Source organism: Streptomyces sp. SID486, assembly GCF_009865385.1.
Taxonomy (GTDB): domain Bacteria; phylum Actinomycetota; class Actinomycetes; order Streptomycetales; family Streptomycetaceae; genus Streptomyces.
The window spans coordinates 1-10,240 of record NZ_WWJT01000498.1; the positions used below are offsets into that span (position 1 = coordinate 1).

Genomic DNA, 10,240 nt, shown 5'->3' on the forward strand with positions numbered 1-10,240 from the left:
GGGCGACGGCCGTCCCGCGCGCCTCCCGCCCGCCGTACGCGCCGGGGTGGAACGGCGGAAGCGCGTAGGCGGGCCACGGATCCGCCCGGCCGCCCGGCCGCGGGTGCTCCCGCTGCGCCCGCCGGCACGCCTCGTACGGCAGGCCCCCGGCCGTCACGCGCGGTGCTCCTTGCGCTGGTGCTGGCGCAGCAGCACGTTCGCGTCACTCTCGGCGCTGCGGTCGTGCGCCTCCCGGGCGGCCTCCCGCCGCTCCGCCAGCTCCAGACAGCAGGCGCAGCCGGGGACCGGACGCGGCGGCCTGCTCGCGTCGTCCAGGGGCGCGGGCAGCGACGGCAGTGTCCGGGCCCGGTGGTTGACGGCCCGGACGGTCGCGCCGATCCGCTCCCGGTCCGTGGCCGGCCGCACCGACCCCGGATCGGCCTGCCACTCCACTCCCCCGCCGACGGGCCGCAGCAGCACGTAGGGACCGGCCCGGTCCCGGTACTCGCCGACCTTGTCGGTGACGGGGTCGTAGAGGAGGCGTCCGGGCTCGTAGGGCTCCGACGTCGTTGCCATCACTGGCCAGCTCCTTTCCATGAACACCTGAACGCAGCGCGTACGTGGAGCTACGCTGCGTGTTCGGATACCCACGAGCATGGCGCATCAAAATCGCGTTTGGGCTGGTGAGGGGCCCAAATTCAACGCGGGGCCGATCAAATTCAACAAATTCAACGGGAGCACGATGCCGCAGCGACTGGTGGTCACGGGGCGGAGTCAGGAGCCGAGGGGTCGGTTCGCCGAGGAATTACGGCGCCTGCGGAGCGAGCGCGGACTGAGCCTGCGGGACCTCGCGAAGGAGGTGGGGTGGGACTCGTCCCTGTTCAGCAAGATGGAGAGCGGACAGACACTGGGCGGCCCCGAAGTCGTACAGGCGCTGGACCAGTACTACGGGACACCGGGTCTGCTGGTGACGCTGTGGGAGTTGGCGCTGGCGGACCCGACTCAGTTCAAGGAGCAGTACCGGCGGTACATGGTGCTGGAGTCGGAGGCGGTCAGCCTCTGGCACTACGGCGTGAGCAGGCCGCCGGGACTTCTGCAGACCGATGCGTACGCACGCGAAGCGTTGGCGGCGGGCGGGATCAAGGGAAAGGAGCTGGAACAGCAGGTCGAAGCCCGCATCGGTCGCCGGGAGTTGCTGGAGGGAGGCGAGGCGCCGCCGTTCCGCAGCATCCTCTCCGAGGCCGTCCTGCGAACACCGTTGCCCAACCGGGGCGAGTGGCGGGAGCAACTGGAGCACTTGGTGGAGATGTCGGAACGCCCGAACATCACCCTCCAAGTACTGCCGTTCTGTACCAACTTTCATGGCCTCGCGAGCACGGACCTGATGTTCCTCCGGCTGCTGGACACCCGTACCGTGGCATACGCCGAGAACGACGTACACGGCGAACTGATCCCAGAACCAAGCAAGGTTGAGCGGCTCCAGCGCGCTTATGATGCGGTGCGCGATACGGCCCTGTCCCCGGCCGAATCGCGGAAGTTCATCCTGCGAATGTTGGAGGAAGCGACGTGCGAGCCATCGATCTCAGCAACGTGACGTGGCGCAAGAGCAGCTACAGCAACTCCGACGGCGGCCAGTGCCTGGAAGTCTCCGACGACCTCCTCCGCGCCGCCGACTGGCGCAAGAGCAGCTACAGCAACACAAGCGGCGGTGAGTGCCTCGAAGTCTCCGACGGCTTCCCCTCCCTCGTTCCCGTACGGGACAGCAAGGCCCCCGCGCGCGGAGCGCTCGTCTTCCAGGCCGCCGCCTGGGCGGCCTTCGTCGACGGCGTCAAGCGCGACGCCTGACTAACCCAGCGCCCGCCCCAGTACCCACACCACCGGTGCCGCCGCGGACAGGGGCAGCGAGACGCCCGCGGTGAAGTGGACGAAGCGGGACGGGTAGTCGTAGCTCGCCGCCCGGTGGCCGATCAGCGCGCACGCCGCGGCGGCCCCGCCCAGCAGCGCACCCTTCGTGCCGAAGTCGGTCATGCCGCCCACGGCGATGCCCGCGCCGGCCGCCGCCAGCAGGGCGACCACGACCGACGCCGGGGTCGGCAGGGGCAGGGCGCGGGCCAGCACGGCCACCGCCACCGCCGCCGCGCCCACCGACACCGCGTGCGGGTCGGCGGCCAGGAAACCCGTCGCCAGGACCGCGAGCGCGGCCGAGGCGACCGTCGCCATCAGGCCGTACATCCGCTCGTCCGGCGAGGCGTGCGAGCGCAGCTGGAGGGCGAGGGAGAGCAGGACCCACAGGCCGAGCGAGCCCAGGATGGCCACCAGCGCGTGGTCGCGGCCGGTGGCCAGGACCGCCGCGTCGGCGGTCAGCGCGCCCGCGAACGCCAGCGCGATGCCCTGCCGGGCGGGCCACATGCCGTTCAGCCGGAACCAGCCCGCCGCCGTCACGGCCTGGAGCAGCACCAGCGGTACGACGAGGGCGTACGAGGTGACGGGGGCCGCCACGGCGAGCAGCAGGCCCAGTCCGGCGGTGAGCAGCGCCGGCTGCATGCCGGGTTCGATGACCGGGGAGCGGCCCTCCAGACGCGCCCGCTGGGCGTCGGTGATCCGCGCGTTGCCCGCGAGGGTGGCGGGTCCGTAGGCGGGCCCGGCGGCGGCCCCTGCGGGTTCGGCCGGCTCCTCCGGGGACTCCGCCACCGGTGCGGGCACCACCGGGGCCTGGGCGTGCGCGTAGGGCTGGTGCGCGCTGTGCTCCTGCCCGTACTGCTGCGCGTGCGGCTCCGGGACCTGCTGCCCCTGCTGGTACCGCGCCTGCTGCTCATGCTGCTGCTGGTAGTGCGGCTCCTGGAACGGCTGCTGCTGGTGCTGCTGGTAAGGCTGCTCCTGCTGCGACTGCTGCTGGTGCTGCTGGTAGGGCTGCTGCTGAGGCGCCTGCTGCGGGTGCGGCTGCTGCTCCTGGCGCGGCAGGTACGCCGTCTCCGGCGCCTGCACCGGCGCGTGCGTCTGCGTCTCCCAGGTCTGGCCCTGCCACTGCTGGGTCAGTTCCGGATCGTGTCCGGGCTGCTGCCCGTACTGCGGCTCCTGGGCGGGCCAGTGCTGCTGCTGATAGGGGTCGTAGCCCTCGTACGGGCCGCCCTGGTAAGGCTGGTCGGTCATCGCTCACCCTCCTGCGAACGGCGGGAGCACCTCGACCGTGCCGCCCTCGGCCAGCCGTACCGTCTCATGCGCGCGGGTCCCGACGGGATCGCCGTCGACGAGGAAGGAGCAGCGCTGGAGCACCCGCGTGAGCTCACCGGGGTGGCGCGCGCGCACGGCGGCCAGCGCGTCGGCCAGCGTGTCCGCCTCGTACGGCTCCTCGGCGACCTGGGCCGCGGCCTTCGCGGCGGCCCAGTAGCGCACCGTGACCTTGGGCATCTCGATCCTCAATCGACGGCTGGGAAAGAAAGTCTGTGCGGGGCCAGGCTAGCCCGCCGCCGCAGCCGCCCAGTCCCCGATCCGGGCCAGCAGGGCGTCGTCCGCCGCGTGCTCCGCGTGGCCCATGCCCGGTTCGACCCAGAGTTCGCCGTGGTCGCCGGCCGCTTCGGCGAGCATCCGGGGATGGTCCAGCGGGAAGTAGCCGTCGCGGTCGCCGTGGACGACGAGGAGGGGGGTCGGGGCCAGCCGGGAGACCGCATCCACCGGCGCCAGCGGCACCGGGTCCCAGTCGCGGTGGTGGATGCGCGTGCGCAGTCCGTAGCGGCTGACCAGGCGGCCCTCGGGGCGGGTGACCAGCCAGTGCAGGCGGCGCATGGGCGCCGTGCCCCGGTAGTACCAGCGGGCCGGCGCGCTGACCGAGACCACGGCGTCGACCGCGCCGGGGTGCAGGGCCGCGTGCCGCAGGACCACCGAGCCGCCCATGGAGAAGCCGACGGTCACCAGGCGCGCGTGCCCGAAGCCGCGGGCCCACTCCACGGCGGTCGCGAGGTCCAGCACCTCCTTGTCGCCGACCGTGGACCGGCCGCCGGAGCGGCCGTGGCCGCGGAAGGAGAAGGTGACGACGGCGCCGTACGCGCGCAGGACACCGGCCACCCGTCGTACGTGCGGCCGGTCCACGTCCCCGGTGAAGCCGTGCGCGACCACGAACACCAGGTCGCGCACGGAGGAACCGGCGGAGGGAACCGCGGCGGGAACGGAGGGCGAAGGGGAGGCGTCCGGCGCGTGCGGATCCGCTTCGTATACAGCCGTACCCGGGTCGTATACGGATTCGACCAGAAGGCCGTCCGGCGTGCGCAGAAACGTCCGGATAGGGGCCCGTCCGCCCGTCTCGCGATTCGGACGAACGGTGGAACATGCCACATGACCCGCCGGACGGTTGCTCATGTGGGCTATTCTGCTGGCAGAGGACTCGGGCAGCGAAGCCCCCGGGTCCTTTTGTGCTTTCGGAAGCGTTGTATACGCAGCGGGAAACCTCAGGTGACCGCCGGTGTACGGGGCCCCGGGATCGCAGAGCAGTGCCCGTCCGCACGCGTCCTCGCAGGGACCGAGGAGGAACCAGACGTATGAGTTCTCTGCTGCTCCTGACCAACGCCCTCCAGCCGTCGACGGAGGTGCTCCCGGCCCTCGGTCTGCTCCTGCACAACGTGCGGGTCGCCCCGGCCGAGGGACCCGCCCTGGTCGACACGCCCGGCGCCGACGTCATCCTGGTCGACGGGCGGCGTGACCTGCCGCAGGTGCGCAGCCTGTGCCAGCTGCTGCGGTCCACCGGCCCCGGCTGTCCGCTGGTCCTCGTCGTCACCGAGGGCGGACTCGCCGCCGTCACCGCCGACTGGGGCATCGACGACGTCCTCCTCGACACCGCGGGCCCCGCGGAGGTGGAGGCCCGGCTGCGGCTCGCCATGGGCCGGCAGCAGATCGTCAACGACGACTCGCCGATGGAGATCCGCAACGGTGACCTGTCGGTGGACGAGGCCACGTACAGCGCGAAGCTCAAGGGGCGGGTCCTGGACCTGACCTTCAAGGAGTTCGAACTGCTCAAGTACCTCGCGCAGCACCCGGGCCGCGTCTTCACCCGCGCCCAGCTGCTGCAGGAGGTGTGGGGGTACGACTACTTCGGCGGCACCCGCACGGTCGACGTGCACGTACGGCGGCTGCGGGCCAAGCTCGGCCCGGAGCACGAGTCGCTGATCGGCACCGTCCGGAACGTCGGTTATCGATTCGTTACGCCCGAGAAGCCCGACCGGTCGGCCGAGGACGCCAAGGGCAAGTCCCGCCGGGCAAAGCGGGAAGATGCGGACGCATCCGCCGTGCTGGACGGCGTGGAGGCCCACGCGGAGGCGTAGCCCCCGCACGAGGGCCCGGACGGCGCCCTCCCCTCACCCGGCCGCCCTGTGATACGCCCTGCCCAGGGCGGGTCAATCCGCGTAGACTCCGCGCGTGGCCAAGGTGACTCGGGATGACGTGGCGCGACTGGCGGGGACCTCGACCGCCGTCGTCAGCTATGTCATCAACAACGGACCCCGGCCGGTCGCCCCGGCCACGCGCGAGCGTGTCCTCGCCGCGATCAAGGAGCTGGGGTACCGCCCGGACCGCGTCGCCCAGGCGATGGCCTCCCGGCGCACCGACCTGATAGGTCTGATCATCCCGGACGCCCGCCAGCCGTTCTTCGGCGAGATGGCGCACGCGGTCGAACAGGCCGCCTCCGAGCGCGGGAAGATGGTCCTCGTCGGCAACACCGACTACATCGGCGAGCGCGAGGTCCACTATCTGCGTGCCTTCCTCGGCATGCGCGTCTCGGGTCTGATCCTCGTCTCGCACGCCCTGAACGACCTGGCCGCGGCCGAGATCGACGCCTGGGACGCCCGGGTGGTGCTGCTGCACGAGCGTCCGGAGGCCATCGACGACGTCGCCGTGGTGACGGACGACCTCGGCGGCGCCCAGCTCGCCGTGCGCCACCTGCTGGAGCACGGCTACGACTACGTCGCCTGTATGGGCGGTACGGCGGAGACGCCGGCCGTCGGCGACCCGGTCTCCGACCACGTCGAGGGCTGGAAGCGGGCCATGGCCGAGGCGGGGCTGTCCACCGAGGGCCGGCTGTTCGAGGCGCCGTACAACCGCTACGACGCCTACCGCGTGGCCCTGGAGGTCCTCGCCGGCCCGAACCGGCCGCCCGCGGTCTTCTGCTCCACCGACGACCAGGCGATCGGCGTGCTGCGGGCCGCGCGCGAACTGCGCATCGACGTGCCGGGGCAGCTGGCGGTGGCCGGCTTCGACGACATCAAGGAGGCCGCGCTCGCCGACCCGCCGCTGACCACGGTCGCCTCCGACCGCTCGGCGATGGCCCGGGCGGCGGTCGACCTGGTGCTGGACGACGGGCTGCGGATCCCCGGATCGCGGCGTGAGCGGCTGAAGACGTTCCCGTCGCGGCTGGTGGTACGCACGAGCTGCGGCTGCGCGAGCTGACCGAAGGGCCCTTCGCCGGACGGTCCCGGGCCCTTCGCCGGACAGCCCCGGACCCTTCGCCGGACAGCCCCGGCCCCTTCGCCCCGACCCTTCGTCCGGGCTCCCCCGTCCCTCCCCCCCGGCCCTTCGGACCGTTCTTTATATCGGGCAAACGAGGTTCTGCCGGGCTTCTCAGGGTGCCCTCAGGAAGCTCTCATGGTCGCGGGGGAGTCTTTTGTCATGACCGAGAGCCAGGGCACCTACCAGCAGCCGTACTCCTACTCCGCGCCGGTGGACCCCGTGCACCCCGTGCACCCCGTGAACCCGGAGTGGCCGCCCCCGCCCCCGCACCGGCCGGGCACGGCGCAGGCTCCGCACGGGAAGAAGCGCACCCGGGGGCCCGTCGCCCTCCTCGCCGCGGTCGCGATCGTGGCGGCGGCGGTCGGCGGCGGCACGGCGTACGCCTTCCAGGAGCTGACCGGCAAGGACACGGTCGCCACCGCCGGCGGCAGCACCACCGTGGTGCCGACCGCCAAGAAGGGTGACGTCGCCGCCATAGCCGCCGCGGTCAGCCCCAGCGTGGTCGAGGTCAACGCGACCCTGGCGGGCGGCTCCTCCACCGGCTCCGGCGTGGTCGTCACCTCCGACGGCGAGATCGTCACCAACAACCACGTCGTCGCCGGCGCCACCTCGATCAAGGTGCGCACCAGCGACGGCAAGAGCTACACCGCCGAGGTGGTCGGCACCGACAGCTCCAAGGACCTCGCGCTGATCAAGCTCCAGGGCGCCTCGGGACTGAAGGCGGCGGCACTCGGCGACTCCGACGACGTCAAGGTCGGCGACTCGGTCGTGGCGATCGGCTCCCCCGAGGGCCTGACCGGCACGGTCACCAGCGGCATCGTCTCCGCCCTCGACCGGGACGTCACCGTGTCCACCGACGAGGGCCAGGGACAGGGCCAGGGCCAGGGCGGCGACGGTCAGTGGCCGTTCCAGTTCGGCGGCCGTGAGTTCAACGGCGACACCGGCTCGTCCACGACCACCTACAAGGCCCTCCAGACCGACGCCTCCCTGAACCCCGGCAACTCCGGCGGTGCGCTGATCGACGCCGCCGGCCAGGTGATCGGCATCAACTCGGCGATGTACTCGTCAGGTTCCCAGGCGTCCTCGTCCTCGGACGCGGGCAGCATCGGCCTCGGCTTCGCCATCCCCGTCAACACCGTCAAGTCCGACCTGGCGAAACTGCGGGCGGGCTCCGACAGCTAGCACCACAGCGCGGCAGTGCGCGCGAGAGACAGCAAGGAGCAGGTCATGATCAAGCACGTTCCTCACCACAAGGCAGAACGCGGTCCGGCCGGTCTCACCCTGGCCCTGTCCATCGTGTCCGAGCTGCACGTGCCCGTGCCGGCGCCCCGGGCCCCGGAGGTGGCCGTGAACCCGGTCCCCCAGCTGATGGGCCTGCGCACCTCCGCCGCCCGCCCGCACCGCCGCAAGGTGCCGCTGCACCGCCTGAGCACGGTCCGCGCCTGACGGCCGCGTGCCACACCCGGCCCCGGAGTCCGGCCCGTGTGCCGCCCACCCGGCCCCGGGGTCCGGCCCGCGTGCCGCCCACCGGACCCCGGGACGTGGCACGCTGAGAGGCAGCCGACCGACCGACCACCGCACCCCGAGGAATCGCGAGCGATGAGCCCCGCCGAAGGCGACCGTGACCCCCAGCGCATCCTGATCGTCGACGACGAGCCCGCCGTACGCGAGGCACTGCAGCGCAGCCTCGCCTTCGAGGGGTACGACACGGAGGTCGCCGTCGACGGGGCGGACGCCCTGGACAAGGCCACCGCCTACCGGCCCGACCTGGTGGTGCTGGACATCCAGATGCCGCGCATGGACGGCCTGACGGCGGCCCGTCGCATCCGGGGTGCGGGGGACACCCTCCCGATCCTGATGCTCACGGCCCGCGACACGGTCGGCGACCGCGTGACCGGCCTCGACGCGGGCGCCGACGACTACCTGGTCAAGCCCTTCGAACTGGACGAGCTGTTCGCCCGCATCCGTGCCCTGCTGCGCCGCAGTTCGTACGCGACGACGGTGTCCGCCGAGGCGCAGGAGGACGAGGCGCTCACCTTCGGCGACCTGCGCATGGACCTCGCCACCCGGGAGGTCACGCGCGGCGGCCGGCAGGTCGAGCTGACCCGCACGGAGTTCACCCTGCTGGAGATGTTCATGGCACACCCGCGGCAGGTCCTCACCCGTGAGCAGATCCTGAAGGCGGTGTGGGGCTTCGACTTCGAGCCCTCCTCCAACTCCCTCGACGTGTACGTGATGTACCTGCGCCGCAAGACCGAGGCCGGCGGCGAGCCGCGGCTGGTCCACACCGTGCGCGGAGTGGGCTACGTCCTGAGGCAGGGCGGCGCCGAGTGAGGCACCTGGCACGCCGCTACCGCGCCCTGCCGATCCGGGCCCGCCTGGCGATGCTGGTCGCGGCGGCGGTGGCGTTCGCGGTCGCGGCGGTGTCGGTGACGTGCTGGTTCATCGTGGAGCGCAAGCTGTACGAGCAGCTCGACAAGGATCTGCAGAAGTCCCTGCGGAACACCACGCAGCCGGACCAGCTGCTGCCCGCCCTCGCCCACTGCTCGGACACCCCGTCGGGCGACAACTTCTTCGGGGACCGGTACTCCCAGGTGGTCACGGAGGACGGCAAGGTCTGCCTCTTCGGCGGCGCCTCCGGCAGGATCAAGGTCACCGAGGTCGACAAGTCGGAGATCCGGAACCTGGACGTCAACACGGCCTACCTGCGCAACGGCACCGACACCCAGGGCAACGAGCTGCGGGTGCTCACCAAGCCGGTCCTCGCCACCACGACCCCGGAGGGCGGCCGGGGGCCCAGTGTCGGCGTGCTCGTCGCCGCACCGCTGAAGAGCACCCAGAAGAACCTCAACGACCTCGCCCTGATCCTGCTCCTCGTGTCCGCCATCGGGGTCGTCGGCGCCGGTGCCGCGGGGCTCGCGGTGGCCCGGGTCGGGCTGCGCCCGGTCGACGAGCTGACCGAGGCCGTGGAGCACGTGGCCCGTACCGAGGACCTGAGCGTCCGCATCCCCGTCGAGGACGACAGCGAGGACGAGATCGCCCGGCTGTCCCGGTCGTTCAACTCGATGACCGCCTCGCTGGCCAGCTCCCGCGAGCTGCAGCAGCAGCTGATCGCCGACGCCGGGCACGAACTCCGCACCCCCCTGACGTCGTTGCGGACGAACGTCGAACTGCTCACCCGCAGCGAGGAGACGGGCCGGCCGCTCCCGCCGGAGGACCGCAAGGCGCTGCTCGCCTCGGTGAAGGCGCAGATGACCGAACTGGGCGCGCTCATCGGTGACCTTCAGGAGCTGTCCCGCTCGGAGGGGCAGCGCGGTGAGCGGGTGCAGGTGGTCGCCTTCCAGGACACCGTCGAGGCGGCCCTGCGGCGGGCCCGGCTGCGCGGCCCGGAGCTGTCCCTCACCGCGGACCTGGAGCCCTGGTTCGTCCGAGCCGAGCCCTCCGCGCTGGAGCGGGCGGTCGTCAACATCCTCGACAACGCGGTCAAGTTCAGCCCCGAGGGCGGCACGGTCGAGGTGCGGCTGAGCGAGGGCGCGCTGACCGTCCGCGACCACGGGCCCGGCATCGCGGAGGAGGAACTCCCGCACGTCTTCGACCGCTTCTGGCGCTCCCCCAGCGCACGGGCCCTGCCGGGCTCCGGCCTGGGCCTGTCCATCGTCGCCCGTACGGTCCAGCAGGCGGGCGGCGAGGTCACCCTGGCCCGCGCGGACGGCGGCGGCACGGTGGCGACGGTCCGCCTGCCGGGGGCGCCGGTCCCGCCGCCGGAGAC

Annotated in this window: 12 protein-coding genes; 8 read left to right on the plus strand and 4 right to left on the minus strand. The window is 72.3% G+C overall.

Translation table 11 applies throughout. From position 1 onward, the window contains the following. Positions 1–153: 153 nt before the first annotated feature. Complete coding sequence (locus tag GT045_RS23295) at positions 154–555, minus strand: hypothetical protein (RefSeq protein ID WP_161287697.1); 402 nt, start codon at positions 553–555, stop codon at positions 154–156. Between the two features lie 166 nt (positions 556–721). Between GT045_RS23295 and GT045_RS23300 the strand changes: the two genes are divergently transcribed. Next, positions 722–1,573, plus strand: a complete 852-nt coding sequence (locus tag GT045_RS23300) for a helix-turn-helix transcriptional regulator (RefSeq protein WP_161335327.1) — start codon at positions 722–724, stop codon at positions 1,571–1,573. Then, positions 1,546–1,824 (plus strand): DUF397 domain-containing protein, encoded by a 279-nt coding sequence (locus tag GT045_RS23305; RefSeq protein WP_161335323.1) that lies wholly within the window; start codon positions 1,546–1,548, stop codon positions 1,822–1,824. The genes GT045_RS23300 and GT045_RS23305 overlap by 28 nt, the downstream gene beginning before the upstream one ends. Here the strand turns inward: GT045_RS23305 and GT045_RS23310 are convergent, their stop codons facing one another. From GT045_RS23310 to GT045_RS23320, 3 genes are read right to left on the minus strand one after another with little or no spacing between them, the layout of a single operon-like run. Then, the gene (locus GT045_RS23310; RefSeq protein ID WP_161335324.1) at positions 1,825–3,129 is read right to left on the minus strand and encodes a hypothetical protein; all 1,305 of its coding nucleotides are present in this window, start codon (positions 3,127–3,129) and stop codon (positions 1,825–1,827) included. Positions 3,130–3,132: 3 nt separating this feature from the next. Further along, positions 3,133–3,387 (minus strand): MoaD/ThiS family protein, encoded by a 255-nt coding sequence (locus GT045_RS23315; RefSeq protein ID WP_161298355.1) that lies wholly within the window; start codon positions 3,385–3,387, stop codon positions 3,133–3,135. 48 nt (positions 3,388–3,435) lie between these two features. Further along, complete coding sequence (locus tag GT045_RS23320) at positions 3,436–4,332, minus strand: alpha/beta fold hydrolase (protein ID WP_202528817.1); 897 nt, start codon at positions 4,330–4,332, stop codon at positions 3,436–3,438. Positions 4,333–4,511: 179 nt separating this feature from the next. On the opposite strand from GT045_RS23320, the gene GT045_RS23325 reads away from it, so the two are divergent. The 6 genes from GT045_RS23325 to GT045_RS23350 form a co-directional block, all read left to right on the plus strand. After that, positions 4,512–5,291 (plus strand): response regulator transcription factor, encoded by a 780-nt coding sequence (locus tag GT045_RS23325; protein ID WP_161298353.1) that lies wholly within the window; start codon positions 4,512–4,514, stop codon positions 5,289–5,291. A 94-nt stretch (positions 5,292–5,385) separates the two neighbouring features. Beyond that, positions 5,386–6,411, plus strand: a complete 1,026-nt coding sequence (locus GT045_RS23330; protein ID WP_161298352.1) for a LacI family DNA-binding transcriptional regulator — start codon at positions 5,386–5,388, stop codon at positions 6,409–6,411. Between the two features lie 219 nt (positions 6,412–6,630). Next, the gene (locus GT045_RS23335) at positions 6,631–7,653 is read left to right on the plus strand and encodes a trypsin-like peptidase domain-containing protein (protein WP_161335325.1); all 1,023 of its coding nucleotides are present in this window, start codon (positions 6,631–6,633) and stop codon (positions 7,651–7,653) included. 45 nt (positions 7,654–7,698) lie between these two features. Then, on the plus strand, positions 7,699–7,917 hold the full coding sequence (locus GT045_RS23340; protein WP_161298350.1) for a hypothetical protein: 219 nt from the start codon (positions 7,699–7,701) through the stop codon (positions 7,915–7,917). Between the two features lie 153 nt (positions 7,918–8,070). Beyond that, the gene (locus GT045_RS23345) at positions 8,071–8,805 is read left to right on the plus strand and encodes a response regulator transcription factor (protein WP_161298349.1); all 735 of its coding nucleotides are present in this window, start codon (positions 8,071–8,073) and stop codon (positions 8,803–8,805) included. After that, a partial coding sequence (locus tag GT045_RS23350; protein ID WP_161335326.1) for a HAMP domain-containing sensor histidine kinase occupies positions 8,802–10,240 on the plus strand: 1,439 nt, incomplete at its 3' end. The genes GT045_RS23345 and GT045_RS23350, both read left to right, overlap by 4 nt.

Bases quoted from the DNA above. Each gene is read 5' to 3' on its own strand.
- GT045_RS23310 (WP_161335324.1), bottom strand. From the start codon at position 3,129: ATGACCGACCAGCCTTACCAGGGCGGCCCGTACGAGGGCTACGACCCC.
- GT045_RS23315 (WP_161298355.1), bottom strand. From the start codon at position 3,387: ATGCCCAAGGTCACGGTGCGCTACTGGGCCGCCGCGAAGGCCGCGGCC.
- GT045_RS23340 (WP_161298350.1), top strand. From the start codon at position 7,699: ATGATCAAGCACGTTCCTCACCACAAGGCAGAACGCGGTCCGGCCGGT.
- GT045_RS23335 (WP_161335325.1), top strand. From the start codon at position 6,631: ATGACCGAGAGCCAGGGCACCTACCAGCAGCCGTACTCCTACTCCGCG.
- GT045_RS23295 (WP_161287697.1), bottom strand. From the start codon at position 555: ATGGCAACGACGTCGGAGCCCTACGAGCCCGGACGCCTCCTCTACGAC.
- GT045_RS23325 (WP_161298353.1), top strand. From the start codon at position 4,512: ATGAGTTCTCTGCTGCTCCTGACCAACGCCCTCCAGCCGTCGACGGAG.
- GT045_RS23345 (WP_161298349.1), top strand. From the start codon at position 8,071: ATGAGCCCCGCCGAAGGCGACCGTGACCCCCAGCGCATCCTGATCGTC.
- GT045_RS23320 (WP_202528817.1), bottom strand. From the start codon at position 4,332: ATGAGCAACCGTCCGGCGGGTCATGTGGCATGTTCCACCGTTCGTCCG.
- GT045_RS23300 (WP_161335327.1), top strand. From the start codon at position 722: ATGCCGCAGCGACTGGTGGTCACGGGGCGGAGTCAGGAGCCGAGGGGT.